This is a genomic window from Nitrosopumilus sp. (assembly GCF_025698945.1).
Classification (GTDB): Archaea; Thermoproteota; Nitrososphaeria; order Nitrososphaerales; family Nitrosopumilaceae; genus Nitrosopumilus.
Genome location: NZ_JAILWM010000001.1, coordinates 289,693 through 314,636 on the forward strand (window position 1 = coordinate 289,693; position 24,944 = coordinate 314,636).

The window sequence follows — 24,944 nt, forward strand, 5'->3', positions numbered from 1 at the left end:
AACGACATTTTCATAGTTTTTCAGTGGTTAGACTAAAGAAAATTACACAAATTGATAACAATTAATGAAGTAAATTATTTCGCAAAATATTTTTCTGATCGATTATTTTTTTTAATAAACACTTTCTGCAGAAGGTCTTTTGCCCTGCAACCAACTTGATTTGCCACAAATAGTACATCTGTACTTTCGTCTACGCTTGTATGTTGCCATGTTTGGTAGAAAAATTAGTTCTTGTTTTGTTTTTGTAATGCAAAACTTACACCATCGTTGCTCCGTTTCATGTTCCATGATTTTCTTTTTTTAGACTCCGCGTCTCTTTATTATTGTCAAAACATCCTCATCAAGTAAAACATGATTCAATCCTACTCTCTGACCGCCAAATTTTACGCTTTTACCCCAAACCAAACCATATCGAAACTCTCTTTTCATTCTACGATGTAGTTTATTGCAAATATCTTCAACAGTATCTCCTTCTCTTGCAATTAATGGTTCTTTGAAATCCGTTTCTCCTCCTTTTGGTCTCATGTAAATTCTAATGAATTTTAATTTCTCATAGATCTTTTCTTTTAGTAATTCTATATTGATATCTGAATTTGCTGAAACCTCAACTACGTCTGATTTTATTTTTTTCTTTAGTTCTTTTAGGAATTTTTCATCAACTAAATCAATTTTGTTTAAAACTGTAAGTGCTTTTGAATAACTGATATTTCCTGCAATGTGATCTGCAAGTTGTTCTGATGTGACATCTTCTCTAATTACAACTCTGGCACTAACCAATCCATACAGATGTAAAATATCTTTAAGATGCTTTTCAGTAATTTTCGTTAATTTTACTTGTTGTGCAACTGCAATTCCTCCCATTGATGCTTTCTCTATTGTAATGTTTGGTGGTAATTGGTTTAATCTGATTCCTATGTTTCCTAATTCATTTACTAGCACATCTTCATGATATGGCTGAAATACATCTAAAATCAAAAGAACAAGATCTGCCGTTCTTGCAACTGACAAAATCCTTTTTCCTAGACCTTTTCCAGTTGATGCTCCTTTGATAATTCCAGGCAAATCTAAGACTTGAATTTTGGCTCCTCTGTATTCCATCATTCCTGGAACTACGGTTAATGTGGTAAATTGAAAAGCTCCAACAGCAGAATTTGCTCCTGTCATTTTGTTTAGAAGAGTGGATTTTCCTACACTTGGTAATCCGATAAAAACAACTGTTGCATCCCCACTTCTTCTAACATCAAATCCGTCTTGTTTGGCACCTGATTTTTTAGCAATCTCTGATTCTTGCTCTCTTTTTAATTTTGCAATCTTTGCTTTTAGTAACCCTATATGATGCTCTGTAGCTTTATTGATTTGCGTTTTTGCCATTTCATCTTGAATGGCCTTGATTTTTTCAGGAATTCCCACTAGACTTCAACTCTTGATGTATTTCTTTCAAATAAAATCGTACTATTTCTCTTTATTCTGTTGTTTGGTATGGGTAAAAATAATGAACTCATGATTTTCTTATCGTTTTTTAACAGTATCTTGTAGATAATTCATGTGAAAAAATTATTTATTTTGCCTGTTATTGGATTTGCTATCATTGTTTATTTTTTAATGACCGTTGTTGTATTGCCTGATCTTTTTCTATCAAATGAGATGCTAGTTCCTCAACCTTTCTTTGAGGCAAAATTATCTGATTCTGAAATTAGTTTGAGTGATTCTTTTCGTTTAGAGGTTGAATCTGAAAATAGGGGTGAATACGGAGACATTCACATTGTATCTGTTGCATTTCCTGATCTTAAAGAAATTGGAGATGTTGTCGATATTGTACGATATGATTTCACTCAATCTCCAAATTATATTGTAGTTGATGAAGAAATTGGTGCAAATTATAGTGGTGGATTGGAATCTACTACTGCAAAATATCCTTCAATTGAGGCAATGAGTAGACCCATTCATCCAGGAGATCTATACTTTATTGACATTGAAGTTACTCCCAAACACTCTGGGATTTTTAGAATTTATGTAAAATCCGTAGATATTCCACACACTAGTGATTTATCTCATTATCCCAAATCTGGATTCTTGGATCATCAAAATGAATATGTTCGGGTATATGCGGTAAATGTTAATCCTTGATATTTTGTGAGTGATAATTGAAATAATGACTACTTCCCAATCTGAACCCTCAAAGAAATTTGTTAAGATTCAATCTGAAAAAATTTTTCTGATTGGGAGTATTTTGACCAGTTTTGGAATTCTACTTGTTACTGTTGGTGGAAGTTGGGATATTACTAATCATTTGCTTAGCAAACCTGAGACATTTTTCTCTCCGCCTCATGCACTCATGTATTGTGGTGTGGCAATTTCCCTAATTGGTACTGTGGTATCCTTTATTGGATGGAAAAACTTACAAAAATTCTCTGATTCTTACTTTTTTCCATTAAAGATAAAGTTAATTGGAATTTCTTTATTGGTCGGAGCTGGCCCTTTTGATTTTATTTGGCACTCTAATTTTGGATTGGATGGGTTGCTTAGTCCTCCACACCTTACTTTGATCATGGGAATGTTTCTTTGTAGCATTGGTGGGATGATTGGAATTGCACGCCATTTGAAAATCAATAATTACAAAAATTCTTTGAGCTTGTTTCTAATTGTTCTTGGAGTTATTCCCGTATGGCTTTCATGCTCTGGAATTATTTCATCTCTCTCTTTGCCTTTCTCAAACACTGATTACTTTCAACTAAACCCTGAGCCCCACGTTGCATTTGTTGTGGCAACTCTGGCATATCCAATGTTAATTTCAATGTCTATGTTTCTAGTATATCGACTATCACATGAGAAATTTGGAATGATGAGTATTCTTGGAGGATTGTTTTTACTAATTTATAGCACTACTGCAATAGTTCCAAATTTTGCAATCTTTGATTCAATCCAATTCTATTCACTTAATCTAATCCCATTTGTAATATCTGATGTGATTTTATTATTTTACAAATCTAGAAAATCAATGATTTTTGTAGGAGGACTACTGGGGTCTGTATTTTACATGGTTTACTATCCTTACGTGATGTATACATTCAATGAAGTATTACTTGGAAGACTAGTATCTCCAAGTTTGATCTATTTTGTTTATTTTGAATTAATTGATGATGTGATGATGATTACTCTGATCCCTTCAGTAATTATGGGCATTTTGGCTGTTTTTCTATCTAAGAAATTCTCTAGAGGCATTTTGATGAATGATTAATTTGATTGAATTTTTTCGTAGCAAATATTATCCTGAATAAAAAACAAAAATCATGAAAAAGAAAACTTTTGCAGTAGATATTGATGGAACAATAACTGAAAATGGTGGTGGTAGAATTCATCTTGAGGCTTTGGAGGCTTTAAGGAGACTAACTAACATGGGCCATAATGTTATCTTTGTAACAGGCCGTTCATCCGTTGAAGGTTTCTTACTTTCTGTATTTGGAGGAACTACAAAAATGGCAGTTGGTGAAAACGGTGGATGTATTACACTTGATTCAAATGAACATATTTTGTTAGGGGATATCAAGGAATGTCAAAACGCTCTCAAAATTATTCAAAACAATATTTCTAATGTAAAAGAAAAAGCTGTTTTTCCTAGAATGACTGAGGTTGTATTACAGAGAACCTTTGATTTGGATCTTGCAAGAAAAATTCTTACTGAAAACAATATTGATGTAGAACTATCTGATAGCCAATATGCTTATCATATCAATTCATCAGGCATTGACAAGGGAAGAGGATTTTCTGAAATTATGAAAAAACTTTCAATTTTACGAGATGATGTGATTGCAATAGGTGATAGTGCTACCGATGTTCCCTTGTTTAAGGTGGCCAAAACTAGTATTGCATTGGGTAATGCATCTGATCTAGTAAAATCTGAGGCTACAATGGTTACTGATGCAAAAGCAGGCGATGGAGTTCTTGAAGCACTAGATAAATTAGCACCCAGATTCTCTGAGATGTAAGATGACATTCAAATCTATTATTGATGAAATTGAAAATAATCTCAAGAAGATTCTCTTAGAACTTGATATTTCTGATGTTAAATTTACAGTCGAACCTGCAAAACCTGGATTTGGTGATGTCAGCTCAAATGTATCCTTTCTCTTATCAAAACAACTCAAAAAAAGCCCAAAAGATATTGCTCAAATGCTATCTGAAAAATACCAAAAATGCATTTCAACTCTTGTTTTAAAATCTGAATCTCATCCATCTGGCTATCTTAATTTTTCAGCTGATTGGGACAAGCTCAATCAACTAATTCTATCTGAATCAAACCTTCCTGAATTTGGTGATGTTGATATTGGAAAAAATTCTACTATTGTAGTAGAGCATACTAGTGTTAATCCTAACAAAGCACTTCACATAGGGCACATTAGAAATATCATAATTGGAGATGTTTTGTCTCGAATTTTAGAAAAGGCAAACTACAAAGTCAATATCTTAAACTATATTGATGACTCGGGTTTGCAAGTAGCTGATATCATTGTCGGGTTTAATCATTTTGGGTTTTCCCAAGATCCTCCTAATGGTAAGAAGTTTGATCATTATTGCGGTGATGATGTCTATGTTAAGACTACAGAAAAATATGAGCAAGATCCTAGTCTTGAAGAGATTCGAAAAAATGTTCTAAAGGAGCTTGAAGATGGAACGTCTGATACTGCAAAATTTGCTGATAAAATTACCCGAAGAGTTTTAGCAGGACAGCTTGAAACCTGTTGGAACTTGTCTGTATTCTATGATTGTCTAAATTTTGAATCTCAAATAATTCGCTCTGGATTGTGGAGTAAAATATTTGAAAAACTCAAAGAGATGAATCTAATAGAATTTGAAAAAGATGGAAAAAATGCTGGTTGCTGGGTAATAAGAGGTGAGGATAAAGAAGAAGATAAGGTAATAGTCAGGAGTAATGGCACTGCCACATACATTGCAAAAGATATTCCATATGCTGCATGGAAATTAGGCCTCTTAGATGATCCATTCAACTATGAAAAATATGACAAAGTTCAGCCCTCACGGGAATTATGGCAAACTACACTAAATCACAATAATCCTATTTCTAAAAATTTTACTGGTGAGAAGGTAGTTACTGTAATTGATTCACGTCAGGAGAGATTACAAAAAATCATCACTAATCTAATGGGTAAATTCAAATCCGTTTCTGATGCATATATTCATCTTGGGTATGAATCAGTTACACTGAGTTCTGAAACTGCCAAAATCCTTGGATTAGATACAGATGGAAAACAGGCACAAATGTCTGGCAGAAAAGGACTCTATGTCAATGCTGATTCTGTTTATGATATCTTGAAGCAAAAAACAATCGATGAGACAAAAAAGAGGCATCCTGAAATGAGTGACTCAGAAATTGAAGAAATTGCCCACAATGTTTCAGTTGGTACACTTCGTTATGAGATGATAAAGCAAGACCTTGATAAAATCATAACATTTGATTTGACAAAATCTCTTAGTTTGGAGGGTGATACTGCACCATACATTCAGTATACTCATGCAAGGGCTTCAAGAATAATTGAAAGGTCAGGGCGTATTCCATCAATCGATGTTGATTTTTCATTACTAAAAGATGATTCTGAACTAGAATTAATCAAAACAATTGGGCTTTTTGATATTCAAGTCAGAGATGCTGCAAATAATTTTTCCCCCAAAGTTATTGCAAGATACTGCCATGATCTAGCTGTTGCATTTAATTCATTTTATGAGAAAGTCAAAGTATTGGAATTGGGTGATGAAAATCTGGAAAATTCCAGACTCTACCTTGTTTCATCATTTAAGATTACTGTTGAGAAAGCATTGGGTCTATTGGGTATCGTTGCACCAAATAGAATGTAGGTTATTTTAAAAAATGATAAAAAAGAAAAAATAATTCACACTAGAATTTCTGTGTGAATGAGGTTGTCCATAATTGGACTATATTTTTATTCAATTCAGCAAAGGCATCAATGTTGGTACTTAATGCTTTGATGTTTTGTACAGTAGTATCAATTGCTGTTTTTGCTAGCTGATTGTTAACAGTGCTTGCTTGAACAATTTGCTTGTTAATGTCTATGATTGCAGTTCTTGCAGCTTCTGGGATATCAGATGTGATACCTGCTTTTTTTGCAAATTCTTGCTGCACAGAGACTGAAGCATTGATTGTTTTCTCAACTGTCTTCATACATTCATCTTGCAATTGCGTAACTGCTTGGAAATACTGTGGAGTGATTTTTGAAATATTCTCAAAGTATTTTTGCACATTTTGCTTGTACATTGAATATACGTTGTTTGTTTGAGTTTGTGTGCTCATAACCTCATATTACAACCCCGCTATATATACTATTGGTAATAATTACCAATCAAAACCTATGAATGCCAATATTTGACATAACTATAAATGCCTGATTAAAATTGCAACTTCGTAATGAATATCGATAAATCAGCACATTGGAAAACTGAAAAATCTCAGAAGAAACTAGAAAAAATTGGTCTGGCACTTGGGATTACATTATTTGTTGCAAGCTGCTGTTCGTACTTTATTATTGATGCATTTGACTAAAAATAGAAAAAACCCGAAAATAGCCTCTATTTTAGAGAGAAATAGTTAGCCGAATATCTGCCAAAGCCTACCTCCGGCTAACATATGTTGGCGTGCAAACCAATTACTGATAAAAGAATAGTTTTAAGCCAATAAACCTTGCTTCTGGTGAGTAGATAATATCTGTCTAATACACCGGTATATATCACAGAGAAACAATATAGAGTATGTTAAAACAAATAATTGAAAAACTGAAATTTGGTGCTTGTAAAACCAAAAACGCTAGTAAGGAAACTTCACATGTTGAATCTGAGAAAAAGAAATCAGAGGATATAGAAAAATAAATGACATATCATTGTAAACACTGCAATTTTACTTGGGATTCATCTCAAGGAGATATTCAAAAATTACTTCTCCATGAAAAAACTCATCAAAAGAAGGCCTCTGATTAAATGTTAACTTGTAACAAGTGCTATAACGGACATCATGATCAATGTATGGGAAAAGCTGGGATGTATGATTGCGGCTGTGAATGTTTTAAAAAATGAAATATCAATGTGCTAAATGTGATTTCCATTGGATTGGAACTTCATATACTTTTGATGAGGTACGTAAACATGAAGCAACACATAAGAAAAAAAATGTGCAAAAACGCACTTCTAAAAAATGATTAATTGAGATGGATTCTTTTTATGAATAAGACAAAATGTGATAGATGTGGTTCTCTTTTAGGGACTGAAAGTAGGAAAACCAAGCAGCGCTTTTGCGGTAATTGTAAAAAGAAATTTCAATTATATCGAGATAAATAGATAATTTTTTGCTGTCTCTAATTACTTCACTCATAATTTATTTTTAGATAAATAGTAGTTTGCCCTAATATCGTGTATGGAAAAATTTGAACAATTATTGAATATGTTGATGGATTTTAATTCTGATATTAGATTTGCTGCTATTTGTGATAAGAATGGTGAAATTTTATGGAATAGTAAACGTAATAATGTTAAACCACTAGTTCCGATGGCTGATACTAAAAAAACACTTCAAAGAGCTATCAATGCATGGGAGGAACGTTCCAAAATTAAAAACATGGTTGGTGAAGGGCTGTATGTGATAGCAGCTTATGAAAAGATTAAGCGAATCACTATTCCTCTTGATAATAGACATATTTTGTTTTTAAGTGTAGATAATTCTCCTGACAAATCTTCTAACAAAAAGAGTTATGGTCATTTGGTAGAAATGGGAAAAATCATGTCTATTGTTGATTTTGTAAAATCCCAACAATAATTTTAGAACATGTTAGCCATACATGGATTTGTCTGTAGTTTCAGCACCTAAATTATTGGCTGATGCAAATCCACTAAAATTTGAACGTAATATTTTTTGAACATGACTTGATACACGTGAAACATCATCCCATGTATTATGAAATGTTACTCTATCTAGAACCTGCTCATCTACATGTGAGAAAATTGCTAAACCGACAACATTATCATTTTCTTTTATCCATTGATGTCCAACCCCTGCAATTGTACATATCTCACTAATCTCCATTACAGCTTTTGAAAATGACGGGTTCTTAATTACAAGTAACTTTGAATCATTTGGTGGGAATCTCATGTTTACATTCAGATGAATTCTGTCTTGTCTGTTGACATTTTTGCTTACGATAACATTTGTCCCTAAATGAAATTGCCATTCGATTAAATTACTTTTTTCTCTTACCTTATCTGTTTGATCTTCATATTTGACATTTGTAATTTTTATAAATTCTTCAACTAGTTTTTTCATTTCTTCTGATGTTTTTGCCATGAGTGAAATAATTACATGTTCAATATATGCCTGTTAGTAAAAAAAGAAATTAATGGCTGTGTCCACAACCGCAGGAATCATGACCGCCATGTCCTTCTGATTCCTTTCCTGCACATCTGGAACATTTGTCTGAACCCATTGGGGAAAAGAAACTAATTCCACATGACACACATTTCATATTTGACATGCTCTATCTGAAAAATAGTTATATTTATTGAATACGCATTTAGGCTCTACAAAATTATTCTGATGGTCTTGCTTTTCCAATATCGCCTGCTTCGTCGTTTTTCTTAAAGACACGATATTCTCCTATTGTGGCGTTGCATTTTTCACAAGTATACTGTCCTCTCTCAATTAGGATCAAATTATCTGCAACTTCTTCATTTGTATTTTCTTCCAAATGGATTTTTGGTGGGTTGTCAAATTCAGTTTCACACATGTTACAGTAATGCTTGAACATCTTCTTAGTCTCTAATTTTCCAATTGGTGCCAAGAATAATTTTCCCACTCCAAGATCTGCTTTCTTTGCCTGCTCTTCAGTCAAATCAGCTATTACGTATCCTCCAGATCCTTGCAGTTTGAATTCTGTCATTTTCACTATGATGTGATTTTTGGGATTAAAATACTATCTGGACACAAATTGTATGTTCTGATTTTTGTAATGAATATGTAGCCTGTTCTCCTTGATTCTTATGTAGGCAAATATCGTATCATGCATGTCAGAAGATAGAAAAATGTATCCTATGAAGTGCTCCGATTGTGGTGCAGCATCAGAGGTGCCTTTTGAACCAAAACCAGACAGACCAGTATACTGCAAAGAATGTCTACCAAAACATAGAACCAGAAGCTTTTAGGCTAGTTTTGTTTAATTAATTTTGAACTCAATTATCTCTCAGGTATTCTAAAAACCTCTTTTCTTTTTCATTTTCCTAAATTCTACGACTACGCTGGGTTACTCAGTTTAAATTATACGTAATACCTAATGCAATATGTTAAACAATACAAGAGATACAATTTTCATTGGTAAGAAACCACTAATGACTTATGTCACTTCTGCTATTATTCAATTAGCAACACTTCCATTAGTTACAGTCAAAGCTAGGGGATTGATCATCGCACATGCTGTTGATGTGGTACAGATAGTTCTCCAAAAAACCAACCCTGCATTTGTTGTAGGTGATGTAAAAATTGGTTCAGAATCATTAGAGTCACAAGATGGCAGAACTAGAAATGTCTCCACGATAGAAATCTCTATTAAAAGGAAGACTGCATGAGGGCAATTATATGGTAACTGTTAATGCAAAATCCAGTTGTCTGCGTTGTGGAAAAAATTCATTATTAACTGATGAAGTAACCGGTGAGCAATTTTGCTCAAAATGCGGTTATGTGATTAATGAAAAATCTCAAGAATCTGGACCTGAATGGAGATCATTTCAAAAAGATGGTGGTTCAGATCCTGCAAGAACTGGAGCTCCATCATCACTTACAATTCATGACATGGGATTATCTACTGTTATCAATCCATTAAACAAAGATGCCTCTGGAAAACCACTTTCCACTTCAATGAAAAGTACTATTGAAAGATTACGAACATGGGATAGCAGAAGTCAAGTTCATGAACCAATCGATAGAAATCTCAGACAAGCTCTAAGTGAATTAAACAGACTTAAAGATAAAATTGCAATATCTGCAAATGTTTTAGAGAAAGCAGCTTACATTTACAGAAAAGCTTTAGAGAAAAAATTAGTTAGAGGAAGATCAATTTCTGCAATGATAGCTGCATCCCTTTATGCTGCATGTCGCGATACTGAAACACCTAGAACACTAAAAGATGTTGCAGATGCAGCAAATGTAAAGAGAAAAGATATCGCACGATGTTATCGATTGCTTCACCATGAATTGGAACTAAAGATGCCTGTTGTAGATTCAATTCAATGTATAGCAAGAATTTCAAGCAAACTGGAAATTACTGAAAAAACAAAACGTTATGCAGTAAAAGTTCTCAAAGAGGCTCAAGAGCGTAAAGAATCTGCTGGAAAAGATCCAATGGGGCTTGCAGCTTCTGCATTGTATTTGTCATGTGTTCATAATGGGGTATCTGTAACTCAAAGAGATATTGCAGAAGCAGCTGGTGTAACTGAAGTTACAATCAGAAATCGATACAAGGGACTAAAGGCAGAGCATTCTCCAAAAGATGAATAAGAACAGTAGATTCTTATCTTAAAATTTTTGGTACAAATTATGGATAAAATTAAACAGAATTCTCCAGTGTTATTTTACTTTAACAGTTCTAAAAAATGGCTAGTAAAAATCTCAAAAAAAGAGTCCCTTCATACACACATTGGTGTTCTCAAACATGCTGATGCTATTGGAAAAGAATATGGTTCTAGACTAACAACAAACAAGGACAAGTATGTCTATCTTCTAAAACCAACCACATATGATTATGTTATGAAAATTCAACATGGCACCCAGATTGTTTACCCTAAAGATCTTGGTTACATTGTCGCAAGAGCTGGAATTGAAAGCGGTCAAAAGATTTTAGAGATTGGAACAGGAAGTGGCTCTTTAACTTCTTTTATTGCCAGTATTGTAAAACCTAGAGGACATGTCTACACATTTGATGTTGATGAAAATTTTATGAAAATTGCTGAAAAAAATATCAAAAAGGCAGGTGTTTCAAAGTATGTAACCCAGACAAATCTGGATATTAAAACAGCCAAAAAAATGCCTTTGGAGGATATGGATGCTGCCTTGATTGATCTAGGTGATCCTTGGACTGTAATTCCACAAGTTCGTAAAATGCTCAAAGGAAGTGGTGCTGTTTTTGCAATTTGCCCAACTATGAATCAATTGGAAAAATTAACAATGTCTCTAGTTGAAAATGAGTTTACTGACATAGAATCCACTGAACACATTATACGTACTATTGATGCTAGGGAAGGAAAAACCAGACATTCTTTTCAAGGAATTGGACACACCACTTACTTGTGTTATGCTAGAAAGGCATTTTTTGAAAGAGGATCAAAGACCTCAAAAACACTAGAATCAAAAAAATCTACGGCTAGCAAAACCAAGAAAAAAACTGTCAAAAAATCATCTTAATTAGTCTGGAAAACATCAAAACAAGATTTATTCCTGTATTTTTTAGGGTATATTGATGAGGAAAAATCTTACCGTTCCCATTGTTCGAAAGTTCATCCCCTCAAGAAAACTAAAATCCAGAAAAGGCGATAATGGGATTGTTCTGGTTGTTGGCGGAAGCTACATCTATCATGGTGCTCCGATTCTATCTTCAATTGCGGCATTAAGATCTGGAAGTGATTTGGTTTATACTTGTGTTCCAAAGATTAACGTAACTCCTACACGAGCCATCTCTCCAAATCTTATTGTAATCCCACTAGTTGATCAAAAATTAACAAAGGGTGCAGTAAACAAACTACTTGGTGCTATTCCTCATAATTTACATTCTGCTACAATTGGAATGGGCCTTGCAGTACAAGAAAAAAATTCATTGCTACTTCTTGTCAAATCCCTTTTAGACCGTGATGTTAGATTGTCCCTTGATGCCAGTGCTTTAATTCCTGAAGTCTTACCATTGCTCGCAAACAAAAATGTGGTAGTTACTCCACATGCTGGTGAATTTAAGAGATTATTTGGTCAACCACCATCAAACTCAAAAAATGAACGAATCAAAATAGTAGAAAAATTTGCAAAAGAATTTGGAATCACTGTTTTACTAAAAGGACCTACTGATGTAATCTCAAATGGCTCTATGACTTATCTTTATGAAAAGAAGATACCTGCAATGACTGTAGGAGGTACTGGTGATGTCTTATCTGGATTGGTTGCCGGAATTCTTTCACGAAATAGAAATCCATTGGAATCTGCAGCAGCAGCTACTTTCATTAATGGATTGGCTGGAAAAGCAGTTCAAAAGAAAATTGGCCTTCATATGACATCCATGGATTTATTGGATTTTATTCCAACTGTAATGAAGCCTTTTGATAAACTTGTGTGAATAAAATGAATGCACTAAAGCACGTCGATTCTCATATGGATAATTTAATATCTGATCTTCAGACTCTGATAAGACAACCAAGCGTTTCAGCAAAAAATGAAGGAATTGAGGAATGTGCATCTCTAGTACAAAAAATTCTAAAAAAATCTGGAATTCCATCTGAAATTCTACGACTAAAAAAAGGAATTGCACCAATAGTTTATGGTGAAATCAAATCAAAAAGTAATCCCAAAAAAACTCTAATGTTTTACAATCACTATGATGTTCAGCCTGCTGAACCCTTTGAATTATGGAATGATCCTCCATTCAGTGGAGTAAAGAAAGGAAACAAGATCTTTGGACGTGGTGCAACTGATGATAAAGGTGAATTAATTACAAGAATCAAAGCAGTTGAGGCTTGTCTTAAAACAACTGGGGATGTTCCTTGCAATATTAAATTTGTAATCGAGGGAGAAGAAGAAACTGGCAGTGCCCACATTGAAGATTATTTGAAAAAATACAAAAAGAAATTTTCATGTGATGGTGTTATCTGGGAATTTGGTTATGTTGATTCAAAAAATCGACCAATCATTGGATTGGGAATGAAAGGATTACTATTTGTGGAATTATCTGTCAAAGAGTCAAAAATTGATGCACATTCAAGTTTAGCTGTGTTGATTAAAAATCCTGCTTGGAGATTAATTGAAGCAGTAAAGTCTTTGCGTGATTCAAATGGAAAAATTCTCATTAAAGATTGGTATGAAGAAGTCACGCCGTTTTCAAAAAAAGATTTAGAGATTATAAACAAAGAACCATTTGATGAATCTGTTTTTAAAAAAGAATTTGGAATTACATCATTTGTTGGAGGCAAGAAAGGACTTGATGCCAAAAAAGCACTAGTTGGTGGTGCAACTTGTAATATTGCGGGATTTGTTTCTGGTTATACTGGTGATGGGGCCAAAACTGTTCTACCTGGCAGTGCTTTAGTTAAGATTGATTTTAGATTGGTTCCTAAAATGGAGCCAAAAAAACAGATAATGCGATTAAAAAAACATCTCAAGGAAAATGGATTTGATGATGTTACTATCAAAATATTTCACGGTGAGGCAGCTGCAAGAACTGATTCGTCAGAACCATTTGTTAATCAAGTAAAAATGGCAGCCGACAAGACTTTTGGTAAATCCATAATTAATGTCTCTAATGCTGGAACTGGTCCTATGTATCCATTTGTTGATCTTCTAAAAGCTCCATGCATATCAATTGGAAGTACCTACATGTTTTCAAGAATTCATTCACCAAATGAGTTTGCTAGAGTTGATTTGTTAAAAAAGACTACAAAATGTATTTGCTTGATTATGGAAAACTTTGGAAAATCCTAATGAAGACATCTAGGCATTTTTTTGATGATTTGTGCAAGTGATATTCTTCCTGGACCTACTATCATAATTACAAGAACTGATGCAAGTAGAATCAAATCAATTTCAAACCCTTTATCTCCTGTGAGACTCTGAGCGCCTTTGACATGAAATATTGCACCTAGCATAATGATGGATAGTAATGCTGCTGATAACCTACTAAGCACTCCTGCAATTAATAAAATTCCGGGAACTAGTTCTGCTAATGCTATGGGTATTTGCATTTCTGCTGGAATTCCTAGACTTCCCAAAAAGTTTGCAAATCCGGGATTAAATTTTCCAATTCCGTGAACAATAAAGATTACACCGATAGCAGATCTTAAACCCATAAAGACAACATCATTTAGGATCTTTGGTTTAATTTCTGCCAGTGTCATAGGCTTACATCTACTTTTCCGTATAACTATTTTGCTCATTAATTACGCGTGAAATGTAGAAAGCCCTTTATTATGCTGCAAAATTATTTGAGTTATGTCAATGTACATGCCAGGAGCAACTGCTGTTGGAATTACTTTTGATGGTGGTGTAGTTTTTGCCAGCGAGAAGAGGATCGCATTTGGAAACTTTCTTGTAAGCAAGTCCACAAAGAAAACATTTCCAATCACTCCTAAGGTTGGAGCAACGTGTGCTGGTCTTGTAGCTGACATGCAGATTCTTACATTGCAAATAGCAGCCCTTGCAAAAATTAGAAAAATGGAATTAAAGCGAGACGTTCCTCCAAACACTGTTGCTAAAATGATGTCAAATATGATGTATGAAAGAAGATATTTTCCATTGTTGACTCAGGTAATAGTTGGTGGAGTTGTTGATAAACCAATAATGTACACTCTGGATCCTTTGGGTTCTGTTCTTCCCGATGAATATGCTGCAGTAGGTACTGGTGCTGAAATGGCATTAGGTGTTTTAGATCCACAATTCAAACCAGACATGACTAAAGACGAAGCAGTTGATTTGGCAAAACGTGCAGTTCGTTCTGCAGCACTAAGAGACTCTGCAAGTGGTGATGGTTTAGACATTCTTGTTATCACCAACGAAGGAACTGAAGAGTTTACAGAAGAAATCAAATAATTAAAAATTATCTCTAATCGTAGATTGTTTTACCTGTTTCCCAAAATTTATCGGAAATATAATGTAAATTTTTAATCACTTCACCTTTTTCCATGGATTCCAACTCTGTGCTAGAAACTAGAGCTTTTCCAACTGCTAAAAATTTATGTTGTGACTCTTCTACTATGCATACTAATTTGTCCTTTTCAAAGTCTGTGAATGTTTTAATTCCCGGTCTCATAACATTTGCACCTTTACACATGAATTTAACAGCACCCATATCCACTGTAACATTTGGAAATCTTTCTAGCATTTTTGTCTCTGATAGAAATGGAAGATAGTCATCATTTACTTTTAGTATCTTCATTCCATTTCCAGTAATTATTTGGGCTTCATCTGAAATCTGATGAACTTTGAGATTTTTTATTTTTGGGAATTCCATTCCCCATCTCTCAGAAATTGTTTTTAAGAGTGAAGATGTTTCGCTCTTTGAAATTAAATTAGATTTCAAGTTCGTGCAATCTCTTGTCTTATTTCAAGCAAATCCCTTAGAATGGAGCTAGCAGTTTCCATGCCACCTGCACCCTTTCCGATAATGGTTTGTGTTCCTGAATGCTCTGATGTAAATGCAATTGCATTAAGTGTGCCATTCACACAAAGTGGATCATCTCTTGAAACTTCCTTGGGGGCTACAATTAGATCCTTATCACATGATGCAATTAATTTCACTGCACAATTGTTCTTTTCAGCCTTTTTGATATCTTCTTTTGTAATCTTTCTAATTCCTGTGCAATTAATATCTGGCATAGTTACTTTCATTCCCATAATCCAATTTGCAAGAATTACAAGTTTTGCTGCTGCATCTAATCCGTCTAAATCCAATGACTCGTCAGCTTCGACATACCCTTTATTTTTTGCATCTTTTAGGGCTTCATCAAACGACATTCCTGTTGCCATATTTGATAAAATGTAATTTGTAGTGCCATTGAGAATTCCTGCAAATGATGTTATTCTTTCACCCCTGAGACTTTTTTTAGCATAGTCTAGGATTGGGGTTCCTCCACCCACGGTTCCGCTAAACTTGAACATGACCTGATTGTATGTGGCAAGCTCCAATAGCGAAGGAAATGCTAGTGCTAGAGGTCCTTTGTTGACAGAAATTACATGCATTCCTTTCTTCATTGCTGTAGTGATGTGTGTCATTCCTGGCTCTGCATCTTTGTAGTTGCTGGCTGTAGTTTCAATTAAGACATCAGCTTCTACATTTTTTAGCATATCAATTCCTGACATGTTATTTTTTGAATTTGCGTAATTTTTTACAGTTCCATATTTTTTCTTCACTTCTACTAGTTTGTTAAATTCTAATCCTGATTGATCTACTGCACTGCCTTTACTATCAAATACTCCTACAACTCTTGGCTTTAGTCCGTACTTTGCATACAAATCCTCTGCCCTGGAATCAAATAATTTCACTAAACTTTGGCCTACTACACCAAATCCGCATAATATTATTCTCAAATCTTTTCAATCCTTTCTGGTGTGTTGTTTTGATTCATTTTAATTCTCTTTTGATTTTCTTATCATTAATTGTGTTTTATTAATAATTTTTGAATCATCTTTAACAAAATACAATCCTTGAATTTTGTGACTATGGTCATTCATCAGTATCTTTTTCATGTTTTAACGAAAGTGAATTAATACAATATCTCTGATTTGTGGGCTTTGGTCCATCATCAAATACATGTCCTAGATGTGCTCCACATTTGTTACAATTGACTTCTGTTCTGACCATACCGTATGATGTATCTGAAATGTACTCTATCTTTTCATCTGATATTGGTTTCCAAAAACTTGGCCAACCCGAGCCTGAATCAAATTTTGCATCCGATGAGAACAATTCTTCTCCGCAACAAACGCATTTGAAAGCACCTTCAAGCTTTGTGTTGTTGTATTTTCCTGAAAATGGTGGTTCTGTTCCATGATTAATACAAATCTCATATTGCTCTGGAGAAAGCTTTTCCTTCCATTCTTCTGGTGATTTTTTTATTTTTTCTGTCATGGTATACTTTGTATCTTTTGATATTAGAATATTATTCTATTTTTTCATCTTTTTTCTTTTCTCTTCTGTTCTTTTTTCAGATTCAAATCTTTCTAAATCATATTCTTTCATATCGACAAATTTCATAATTTTACTCAATACAGGATGAACTTTGTTAATTTGATTAAACATTTGTTGTGCAACACGTCTATAATCTACATGTCCTTGAGGAACTGTTCTTAACTCAATTAAATGACATGCCTCTCTTAGATTAAACTTCATAAAATATGGATAGTTGTATGCAAAATTTACTACATATTGTGATTGTTCTGGAAATTTTATTCTTATTTTTTCAAATGTATTTTTTGTTTTATTCATACATTCTTTGAAATCTTTGTCAATTCCTAAAACCCTGATTTCATTTGGAATATTATAACCATGATCAGTAGTGAGTAACTGTCTTTCCAGTGTTAATGCTCTATGTCTGTGAAAGTCTCTAAACATTCCAAAATTATTGCATAAATCAAATGTGTAATAGATATTCTCAAAAGCCCTTGATGGCCTATGCCGTCTATTTGTTCTAAGTTTTGCAAATTCATTAATGATGTTGATTTTTTCCTGTCTTGGTATTTTTTTTACTTGTTTGAAAATATCTTGGTATGATGTACTGGGGGATTGTTCATAAATTATACTAGTAATAATTTTATCAATTGCAGATTTTTCTGATTCATAATCGACTAGTTTTGTAAATGTTCCTTTTGTTGGATTTGTCTTGATGTGCTTTGATGCAATAACTTTTGATTTCTTTTTAACATCTTTTAGATATTTTTGAAATGCTTTTCCATATTTGTCATCTGCCCTTCTAACAAAAGACTTGATGGTTGTATCTAGCTCTTTTTTGATTTTTGAGGCTAAATCTTGCTCTTCTTTTAGCTCTGATGAGCCTAATACTGTTAGCAGATACTCAAACGCTCTACCATTTCCAGTTATCCCTACATTAGTTAATGTTGAAGCTGGAAGTAATCCTCTTAAGATGTCTAGTGCTTTAGCTTTAGTCGAACCTCTGTAAATCATATTTGCAGATTTTATGTCTGCATCAAGTTTTAATTTTGAAAATGATTTTTCTTTTCCGTCTGATGAGTCTTTAAAACTATATTTTTCAATTGGATATTTTTCCCTTACATAATTTATCATTGGTTCTATGTTTTCTGAATACACATCAAATGAAAAATTACAAGTCTCTTCATACATGTCAGCAAATCGTGATTTAGAAATTTCTGGGTCTCGATAAAATCTGTATTTTCCATTCTCTTTTTTATTCCATGCAACATAACGCGATGATTTTTCTAAATAAGACAATCCAATTCTTCTGTCTTCTATTTTTTTTACAGCGATATTTGATAGTCCTTCAATTGCTATTTGTGCTTCTCCTAACTCTGCAACAGAATCATCTCCGTACTCTAAGAGAACTCTGTTGTAAAATTCCTCTCCTCTATTTTTGTTTTTTAAAAATTCATCAAGAAATACCCGTCTCATGCTTTTGTCGGTTCTACTGTATCTTGACATGAGTGCACCGCGATCAACTTGTCGTGGGGTGATGATTGCAAATACATTATCATCTGTGTTTGAAAAATGATCTGATAGGATCTTTTTTTCTTTAATTGAAAACTCTGACAATACCAGTTTGATGGTTCTCAATTATTAATAGTCTATTTCTTTTTTCCAATTTGAATTAGATCGGGACCGTTGTCTTTGTTTTTTCCTTTGGCTTGCCATCTTAGCAATACCTCTTTGAATGCAATTGCATCTGCCTCATTTTCTGTATACATCAACGATGTAACCCAAAATCCTTTTTTTGCAGTTCTACCGCCAACAGAATTCATCCAAAAGTCATCTGGCAAATTCTCCATTAATTTACTGTCTGGCTCTTTTGTCACCTCAATCCAGCGATTTCCAACAAAATTCAAAATTTGTTCAAGCTCTTCTCTTTGTATCATGTGCCTAGTATTATGCCTCTAAATTTTAAAATTACTAAAAATCCACTCCTGAAAACTTTGTGAATTTAATCTTACTAAAACTAAAAACATTACTTACACTTTGTCGGTTATACAAATCCCTGAATTAGCACACATGACAAAAGACGATATCGAAATTATCGGTAAAAACGTCAAAGACATGTACGGAACATTCATGGGAAAGGTCATTGGAACAATAACAGACATCGACGGAAGTATACAATCTGTCGGAATTGATTGCGGTTCTCAGGGATTACAGCAAATCCAATATGAGCAACTTGTAGTTCAAGGTGATGTTGTTATTTTTATTCCAAAATGGAGACTAGACTCTCAAAGACTCATTAGAGAAAAACAACTAACTCTTCGTCGTCTAAAGGCATTGATTGACATTGTTTCAGAAAATGATGACATGAAAGCAGATGCAGAAATCATTCATGAAAAATACAAGTCTAAACTTGTATCATTAGATGAAACAGAAAAACAAATCAAAGCCAAACTTGAGGCAAGATTGACAGAGCTAGATGAACAAATGAAGTCTGCAAAAATGTTATTGTTTGATGCAAAAGTACAATTCAAGAGCAATGAAATCTCTGAGTCAACATTTGAGACTGTCAAGGCATGCACAACTGAGGTAATTGAGCATGTTACACACGAGACATCTGAAATCTCAAATGTAAAGAGTAGAATCGCTGACCTTGCGTTGGAAGTGCAAAACATAACTACTCCTTCACAGCCAAACATCCAAGAATCTGCCGTTTCATATCTGGAGACTTCTGAACAACAACAAGTAGTTCAGACAATACTTCCAGAAGCACCAACAGAACCTGTAGTTACATCTTCAGAATCAACTGAATCTGAGGCAAAACCTGCCCAACAGACTCCAACTGAAGCTGAAGTATCAATTGCATTCCCAGAACCACCCCAACAGGTGACAGCACAGACTTCAAATGATGATAACGACAATGATTGGTTAGCTAGAATGGAAGCACAATAATTTTTTTAATTTATTTTTTAATCTTTGACAAGAATTGATACTGTTCAGTATCTTAATCTCAGACTTTTAGAGTATTATGTTCAGTATCTTCAAGAATGTCTATGTCTTAAGTCTTACAGATAACTTGATTGTTTTGACTACCATCATACAATGAAATAATAGCATCGATGTTGCAGCCTGAAATGTAGGGATAATCTGTTCCTATGACTGGATGCATCAAATCATCAGGATCAGTAGAGTGTGCCAAACCCAAAGCGTGCCCCATCTCGTGTCTAATTATTGTGGCCAGATCTGAATCAGATAGTCTGTCAATACTATACACTGTAATGCTTGCCTTTAGTAATTGATTATTTGATTCATCTGCTATTGCTGTAGTGTACGCTGTATATCCGTCTGCATTTGCATCATTTGTCAGATGTATCAACACATCTCCAGATTTACTGTTAGTAGTACCAAACACAATGTCTGAAGGAATTGGGTATTTTGCATCTATCTGGATACTTTGAAGAGCTCCAGACCATCCCATATAGTATGTTGATGTTTTACCTTTTGGACCTTTATGCATTAACGCATCATCAATTTCCAATGTTTTTTGTGACATTAACGTGTCCTGAACTATCTTCAGTCGTTCTGGAGTGATCTCGGGGCTGTTTACAAGATTTATGTTCAGATTTCTGTCATTAATCTTCCATGCGATCCAAGTATCAATGGTATCTCCCCTAAGATTTTGTATTACAAACGATGATTTAATGTCAGATATCTCTACATTAGACTCTTCAAAATTAACATATCCAAACATGACTGAAACTGCTATGGCAGAAATGATTAGTGGATAAACTATCTTCTTATTATTACGTATATGTGGAAGTAATTTTTTATGTTTGTTTTTTACCATCAAAATGTTTTCTGATTGTTGTTTTTGGCTTATATTGATCAATTTAGATGTGGTTTCATTGAATGTTTGAGTTATAATTTTAGTAAATTTTTTTATTTCTTGTTCGCAAGTATCTGATTGGTTTTTGATTTTTAATTGATCATTTTTATCCCATGCTTCTTCTTTTAGAATTTCGTGTGTGTTGAATTTTCTGAGTCTTGTTGTGTTTTTTCCATTACTTTCGTAATTCTCTAATTCTTTTGATTGTTTTGCCATCATCCTTTTTCTAACTTTGGCGTGTTGTTCCTGTAGCATATCTAAGAATGATTCTTTTGTTTTTTCAAGGGTTTCAATTAGTATATCAGATACACATTCCATCTCCTTTTCTAGATCTTTTTGCTTTTGTATCATTTCCTCCAAATCGATATTGTCTGTTTTATGATTGTCTTTCAGCTCCGCCAAATTATTGTATTTGGTTTTATCAATATCTTTTTTTGTTTGGTGCAACTGGCCTGTTTCTTTGATGTGGTTGTTTTGTTTTTCAGGTGGTTCGTGAATGTGCTTTAGATTCAAAAAAAAATCATGGATATTCATGATGTGTACATACACTTCATAGTATTTACAATGGATCATTTCCCAAAATTGGGATTTACTATCTAGGTTTTGTCATATAGTGAGTCTAGTTTAGAATTAGTTGCAATAGTCGTTTCTTTTTAACTTAGTAAGAACATGGTAAAGTATGGACATTACCATATCAAATTCTAATATCATATTATTATATGATAATATGTCATTTGTTAATCTGTCCCTAGAGGTATTGTGACTTCTAGCAACACGGATAAGAAAAGCAAATATGCCTATTATTCTGTAAAACAGAAACGTATTGAAACTGCTACTCTTTTAGAACAAGATAGAATTGAAACTAAAGGATGTGTTTTGGGATTATAAAAATACGATTATTTCCAATTTTGATAGGTCTAGTAACATGCAGCATATTTGTTTTGTTTGCATATTATACAATACTGATAAATGTCAGTGAAGTAGATAAAGACAAAACAAGAATAACAGATCTTATAAAAACCGAGATTTCAATTCAGAATAGAGATCGGCATGTATTTGCAGATATGACTAATGCGTTTTACGCTGCTTCAGAACACATAACAGAAAAAGAATTTGAAACATTTGTTTCTTATATCATATCAGATATTACGGAATTAAGAAACATTGCGGTGATGCAAGACGAGCAGATAATTAACTCTTACCCAATAAAGAATATTTTATTGAATACTACAGATAATAGTTTTGATATGGTAATGGTTGATCAAAGACCTACAATTTTGATAAAACATACAGAAAGTGCAGATGATGTTACAGTTTTGTTGTTTATTGATCCTGATAGATTTATCTCATTTCCCGATATTTTGCATGATCCTTACAAGGTAGAGATACTTTTTAATGACAATACAATTTATTATCACACGTCATCAAATGATGACTTGTATTTTACTGATAATGAGTTTGAAAATACACTCACTATATATGAAAACATTAGTACATCAGAATACGATGACACACCCCAAATTATGACAATTAGAATTTGGGAGGGTGGTTTTGTCAATTATTTTCATGTGCCAGTAGGAATAGTATTGAGTGGAGTTGTGATGTCAGTGTTAACGTCTTTTTTGGCATATCAAAATACCCAAACCAAGACTAAACTGCAAGAAAAAAATAAAGAACTTTCTTACTACAACCATACATTGGAGGAAAATAAAAAACACATGAAACAACTCCAGTCTCGTTTGCTAGAATCTGATGAAAAACATCGTAATCTGTTTGAGTTGTCTCCATTAGGAATATTTGTACTAGATTTGAATGGATATTTCACTTCCTGTAACGGCAAGGCAGTAGAGATATTCGGATATGATAAAAATGACATGATTGGGAAACATTTTACTTTACTTGTGGCAGAACATGACATCGACAAACAGTCAAAATTATTTGCAAAAGTGTTATCAGATGGGATCATAATGGAGAAACCAGTTTTATGTAAAATGAAAAATGGAACTGAATTTCAAATGATAGTCAATGCTAGTGCCATGAAAGACAATAATGCAAAAATATCTGGCGTTATTGCAGTATTGTATTATTCGAATATGCATGAAGAACTTCAAACATCGCTTTTATCATCATAAAATTAAATTTTGTAATCCTGATTCTAATAAAACCTGCAAATTCAATCTGTTCTTTAACATTTAGAAAGATCCGAGTTCATACACTTTTTGATGTCTGAGAAATATGAGATTGGATTAGGCAATCACAATTCAGATATTCGAAAAAGCGCAAATTCTGATTTTGTTTCATTTTGGGCAGATCAGGCAAAGAATCTCTCTTGGTTTTCCACTTGGAATTCTACTCTTGATTGGAATCCTCCATTTGCTAGATGGTTCTCTGGAGGCACGATTAATGCCTCCTATAATGCTCTTGATATTCATCAGAAAAACAGGGCTTCAAAACCTGCCATATTATGGGAGGGTGAAGATGGCGAATCCCGAATTATAACATACCGTGAAATGTTTATTGAGGTTCAGAAATTCTCAAATGTTCTAAAATCACTTGGAGTCAAAAAAGGAGATAGAATCACCATTTATCTTCCAATGGTTCCAGAATTGCCAATTGCAATGCTTGCTTGTGCAAGAATTGGTGCAATCCATACGGTGGTCTTTTCAGGATTTAGTGCATCATCAATTAAAGACAGAATTGAGGATTCTCATTCCAAAGTAATCATCACTGCTGATGGTGGATACAGAAGAGGAAAAATTTTAAAGCTCAAAGAAGTAATTGATGAGGCAATTCAGGACTTTGATTTTGTTGAACATGTTGTAGTTCTAGAGCGAACAAAAAATGATATTACAATGAATTCTAAAGATAAGCTTTGGGATAAATTAATGAGTAATGCCTCTGAAGTTTGTGATGCTGAAAAATTAGACAGCACCCATCCTCTTTACATTCTGTATACTTCTGGAACTACTGGGAAACCAAAAGGGGTATTGCATGGAACAGGAGGATATCTTACTCATTTGTATTCTACATTCAAGTGGGCTTTTGACATAAAAGATTCTGATGTGTTTTTCTGTACAGCGGATATTGGATGGGTTACAGGACATAGCTATGTTGTCTATGCTCCGCTACTTCATGGTGCAACAGAGATTATGTATGAAGGTGCGCCTGACTATCCTGATCCATCAAGGATGTGGGAAATATTGCAAAAATACAAAGCTACAATTTTTTACACAACTCCAACTGCACTTAGAATGTTTATGAAGTTTGGAGATGATATTCCAAACTCTTTTGATTTATCATCACTTCGATTACTTGGAACAGTTGGTGAGCCAATTAATCCTGAAGTTTGGAAATGGTATTTCAAAACAATTGGGAAAGAAAAATGTCCAATTATTGATACATGGTGGCAAACTGAAACAGGAGGTATGTTAATTTCTCCTCTTCCTGGCCTGGAGACAATTCCGCTAAAGCCTGGCTCTGGAACTCTGCCTATCCCAGGTGTGGATATTGCAGTAGTTGATGAAAACGGAGAAGACGTTCCGGCAAACACAAAGGGATATCTTGTAATTAGAAATCCCTGGCCTGGAATGCTTTTGACCCTTTGGGGCGATGATGAGAAATATCAAAAAGTCTACTGGTCAAAATATGAAAATTGCTACTATCCAGGCGACTATGCACTAAAAGATGAAGATGGATATCTTTGGCTGCTTGGACGAGCAGATGATGTCCTAAAAGTTGCAGGACACAGAATAGGAACAGCAGAACTAGAAAGTTGCATTGTATCTCATGGTGATGTGGCAGAAGCTGCAGTTTGTGGAATTCCTGATGATGTAAAAGGTGAAGTAATAATTGCATTTGCAGTTCTCAAAGAAGGATTGACAAGCTCAGTTGAGCTTGAAAAGGAATTATCTGAAAAGATACGTAACGATATTGGTGCAATTGCAACTCCAAAACAAATCTACTTTGTTTCACGTCTTCCCAAAACACGTAGCGGAAAAATTATGCGAAGATTACTAAAGGCAATTGCAAACAATGAAAAAATTGGTGATATCAGTACACTTGAAGACGGGGCTGCAGTAAATGAGATTCAAATTGCATTTGATGAGATTAAAAAATCAATTGAAAAAAACACAAAATAG

The 24,944-nt window shown here is 33.9% G+C and carries 30 protein-coding genes; 17 read left to right on the forward strand and 13 right to left on the reverse strand.

Annotated elements, in window-relative coordinates; all coding sequences use genetic code 11:
• Positions 1-111 precede the first annotated feature (111 nt).
• The gene (locus tag K5790_RS01845) at positions 112-288 is read right to left on the reverse strand and encodes a hypothetical protein (protein WP_297592021.1); all 177 of its coding nucleotides are present in this window, start codon (positions 286-288) and stop codon (positions 112-114) included.
• Between the two features lie 12 nt (positions 289-300).
• A complete protein-coding gene (locus K5790_RS01850; protein WP_297592022.1) occupies positions 301-1,410 on the reverse strand; it encodes a GTP-binding protein in 1,110 nt (369 codons plus the stop codon).
• Between the two features lie 135 nt (positions 1,411-1,545).
• Between K5790_RS01850 and K5790_RS01855 the strand changes: the two genes are divergently transcribed.
• Genes K5790_RS01855 through K5790_RS01870 form a run of 4 tightly spaced genes read left to right on the forward strand, consistent with a single transcriptional unit; the run spans position 1,546 to position 5,871 of the window.
• Positions 1,546-2,127, forward strand: a complete 582-nt coding sequence (locus K5790_RS01855) for a hypothetical protein (protein ID WP_297592023.1) — start codon at positions 1,546-1,548, stop codon at positions 2,125-2,127.
• Between the two features lie 25 nt (positions 2,128-2,152).
• On the forward strand, positions 2,153-3,238 hold the full coding sequence (locus K5790_RS01860; protein ID WP_297592024.1) for a hypothetical protein: 1,086 nt from the start codon (positions 2,153-2,155) through the stop codon (positions 3,236-3,238).
• Between the two features lie 52 nt (positions 3,239-3,290).
• A complete protein-coding gene (locus K5790_RS01865; RefSeq protein ID WP_297592025.1) occupies positions 3,291-3,986 on the forward strand; it encodes a phosphoglycolate phosphatase in 696 nt (231 codons plus the stop codon).
• Position 3,987: 1 nt separating this feature from the next.
• Positions 3,988-5,871, forward strand: a complete 1,884-nt coding sequence (locus K5790_RS01870; protein ID WP_297592026.1) for an arginine--tRNA ligase — start codon at positions 3,988-3,990, stop codon at positions 5,869-5,871.
• A 40-nt stretch (positions 5,872-5,911) separates the two neighbouring features.
• Here K5790_RS01870 and K5790_RS01875 read toward each other — a convergent pair whose 3' ends face one another.
• On the reverse strand, positions 5,912-6,325 hold the full coding sequence (locus tag K5790_RS01875; protein WP_297592027.1) for a hypothetical protein: 414 nt from the start codon (positions 6,323-6,325) through the stop codon (positions 5,912-5,914).
• A 114-nt stretch (positions 6,326-6,439) separates the two neighbouring features.
• On the opposite strand from K5790_RS01875, the gene K5790_RS01880 reads away from it, so the two are divergent.
• Complete coding sequence (locus K5790_RS01880; RefSeq protein WP_297592028.1) at positions 6,440-6,574, forward strand: hypothetical protein; 135 nt, start codon at positions 6,440-6,442, stop codon at positions 6,572-6,574.
• 864 nt (positions 6,575-7,438) lie between these two features.
• Entirely contained in the window at positions 7,439-7,837 is a 399-nt protein-coding gene (locus tag K5790_RS01885; RefSeq protein WP_297592029.1) for a hypothetical protein, read from the forward strand.
• 12 nt (positions 7,838-7,849) lie between these two features.
• Here K5790_RS01885 and K5790_RS01890 read toward each other — a convergent pair whose 3' ends face one another.
• The 3 genes from K5790_RS01890 to K5790_RS01900 are packed head-to-tail and all read right to left on the reverse strand — an operon-like array spanning position 7,850 to position 8,954.
• Complete coding sequence (locus K5790_RS01890; protein ID WP_297592030.1) at positions 7,850-8,362, reverse strand: hypothetical protein; 513 nt, start codon at positions 8,360-8,362, stop codon at positions 7,850-7,852.
• 49 nt (positions 8,363-8,411) lie between these two features.
• Positions 8,412-8,549, reverse strand: a complete 138-nt coding sequence (locus K5790_RS01895) for a hypothetical protein (RefSeq protein ID WP_297592031.1) — start codon at positions 8,547-8,549, stop codon at positions 8,412-8,414.
• Positions 8,550-8,603: 54 nt separating this feature from the next.
• The gene (locus K5790_RS01900; protein ID WP_297592032.1) at positions 8,604-8,954 is read right to left on the reverse strand and encodes a hypothetical protein; all 351 of its coding nucleotides are present in this window, start codon (positions 8,952-8,954) and stop codon (positions 8,604-8,606) included.
• A 124-nt stretch (positions 8,955-9,078) separates the two neighbouring features.
• Here K5790_RS01900 and K5790_RS01905 point away from each other — a divergent pair, with 124 nt between their 5' ends.
• From K5790_RS01905 to K5790_RS01930, 6 genes are all read left to right on the forward strand, one after another.
• Positions 9,079-9,216, forward strand: a complete 138-nt coding sequence (locus tag K5790_RS01905; RefSeq protein ID WP_297592033.1) for a CxxC-x17-CxxC domain-containing protein — start codon at positions 9,079-9,081, stop codon at positions 9,214-9,216.
• 135 nt (positions 9,217-9,351) lie between these two features.
• Positions 9,352-9,636, forward strand: a complete 285-nt coding sequence (locus K5790_RS01910) for a DNA-binding protein (RefSeq protein WP_297592034.1) — start codon at positions 9,352-9,354, stop codon at positions 9,634-9,636.
• 10 nt (positions 9,637-9,646) lie between these two features.
• Entirely contained in the window at positions 9,647-10,564 is a 918-nt protein-coding gene (locus K5790_RS01915) for a TFIIB-type zinc ribbon-containing protein (RefSeq protein ID WP_297592035.1), read from the forward strand.
• Positions 10,565-10,603: 39 nt separating this feature from the next.
• Positions 10,604-11,467: a tRNA (adenine-N1)-methyltransferase gene (locus K5790_RS01920; protein ID WP_297592036.1), complete on the forward strand. Its 864-nt coding sequence runs from the start codon at positions 10,604-10,606 to the stop codon at positions 11,465-11,467.
• Between the two features lie 52 nt (positions 11,468-11,519).
• Complete coding sequence (locus K5790_RS01925; protein ID WP_297592037.1) at positions 11,520-12,383, forward strand: NAD(P)H-hydrate dehydratase; 864 nt, start codon at positions 11,520-11,522, stop codon at positions 12,381-12,383.
• A 5-nt stretch (positions 12,384-12,388) separates the two neighbouring features.
• Positions 12,389-13,741 (forward strand): M20/M25/M40 family metallo-hydrolase, encoded by a 1,353-nt coding sequence (locus K5790_RS01930; protein WP_297592038.1) that lies wholly within the window; start codon positions 12,389-12,391, stop codon positions 13,739-13,741.
• Here the strand turns inward: K5790_RS01930 and K5790_RS01935 are convergent.
• Positions 13,738-14,154, reverse strand: a complete 417-nt coding sequence (locus K5790_RS01935; protein WP_297592039.1) for a DoxX family protein — start codon at positions 14,152-14,154, stop codon at positions 13,738-13,740. The genes K5790_RS01930 and K5790_RS01935 overlap by 4 nt on opposite strands.
• A 94-nt stretch (positions 14,155-14,248) precedes the next feature.
• Here K5790_RS01935 and K5790_RS01940 point away from each other — a divergent pair, with 94 nt between their 5' ends.
• Positions 14,249-14,845, forward strand: a complete 597-nt coding sequence (locus tag K5790_RS01940) for a proteasome subunit beta (protein ID WP_297592040.1) — start codon at positions 14,249-14,251, stop codon at positions 14,843-14,845.
• 13 nt (positions 14,846-14,858) lie between these two features.
• Here K5790_RS01940 and K5790_RS01945 read toward each other — a convergent pair whose 3' ends face one another.
• From K5790_RS01945 to K5790_RS01965, 5 genes are all read right to left on the reverse strand, one after another.
• Positions 14,859-15,335, reverse strand: a complete 477-nt coding sequence (locus K5790_RS01945) for a PUA domain-containing protein (protein WP_297592041.1) — start codon at positions 15,333-15,335, stop codon at positions 14,859-14,861.
• Positions 15,332-16,342 carry a homoserine dehydrogenase gene (locus tag K5790_RS01950; RefSeq protein ID WP_297592042.1) on the reverse strand — a complete coding sequence of 337 codons (1,011 nt, stop codon included), beginning with the start codon at positions 16,340-16,342 and terminating at the stop codon, positions 15,332-15,334. The genes K5790_RS01945 and K5790_RS01950 overlap by 4 nt, the downstream gene beginning before the upstream one ends.
• A gap of 136 nt (positions 16,343-16,478) precedes the next feature.
• Positions 16,479-16,883, reverse strand: coding sequence for a peptide-methionine (R)-S-oxide reductase MsrB (msrB, locus tag K5790_RS01955; RefSeq protein WP_297592043.1), 405 nt, complete (start codon positions 16,881-16,883; stop codon positions 16,479-16,481).
• Positions 16,884-16,919: 36 nt separating this feature from the next.
• On the reverse strand, positions 16,920-18,539 hold the full coding sequence (locus tag K5790_RS01960) for an FAD-dependent thymidylate synthase (RefSeq protein WP_297592044.1): 1,620 nt from the start codon (positions 18,537-18,539) through the stop codon (positions 16,920-16,922).
• A gap of 32 nt (positions 18,540-18,571) precedes the next feature.
• On the reverse strand, positions 18,572-18,859 hold the full coding sequence (locus K5790_RS01965; RefSeq protein WP_297592045.1) for a hypothetical protein: 288 nt from the start codon (positions 18,857-18,859) through the stop codon (positions 18,572-18,574).
• 133 nt (positions 18,860-18,992) lie between these two features.
• Between K5790_RS01965 and K5790_RS01970 the strand changes: the two genes are divergently transcribed.
• Complete coding sequence (locus tag K5790_RS01970) at positions 18,993-19,871, forward strand: CdvA-like protein (protein ID WP_297592962.1); 879 nt, start codon at positions 18,993-18,995, stop codon at positions 19,869-19,871.
• Between the two features lie 106 nt (positions 19,872-19,977).
• On the opposite strand, the gene K5790_RS01975 is transcribed toward K5790_RS01970, so the two are convergent.
• Positions 19,978-21,339 (reverse strand): matrixin family metalloprotease, encoded by a 1,362-nt coding sequence (locus K5790_RS01975; protein ID WP_297592046.1) that lies wholly within the window; start codon positions 21,337-21,339, stop codon positions 19,978-19,980.
• Positions 21,340-21,564: 225 nt separating this feature from the next.
• On the opposite strand from K5790_RS01975, the gene K5790_RS01980 reads away from it, so the two are divergent.
• The 3 genes from K5790_RS01980 (at position 21,565) to acs (ending at position 24,944) form a co-directional block, all read left to right on the forward strand.
• Positions 21,565-21,693, forward strand: a complete 129-nt coding sequence (locus K5790_RS01980; protein ID WP_297592047.1) for a hypothetical protein — start codon at positions 21,565-21,567, stop codon at positions 21,691-21,693.
• Between the two features lie 20 nt (positions 21,694-21,713).
• The gene (locus tag K5790_RS01985) at positions 21,714-22,937 is read left to right on the forward strand and encodes a PAS domain S-box protein (RefSeq protein ID WP_297592048.1); all 1,224 of its coding nucleotides are present in this window, start codon (positions 21,714-21,716) and stop codon (positions 22,935-22,937) included.
• 90 nt (positions 22,938-23,027) lie between these two features.
• Positions 23,028-24,944 (forward strand): acetate--CoA ligase, encoded by a 1,917-nt coding sequence (acs, locus tag K5790_RS01990; protein WP_297592049.1) that lies wholly within the window; start codon positions 23,028-23,030, stop codon positions 24,942-24,944.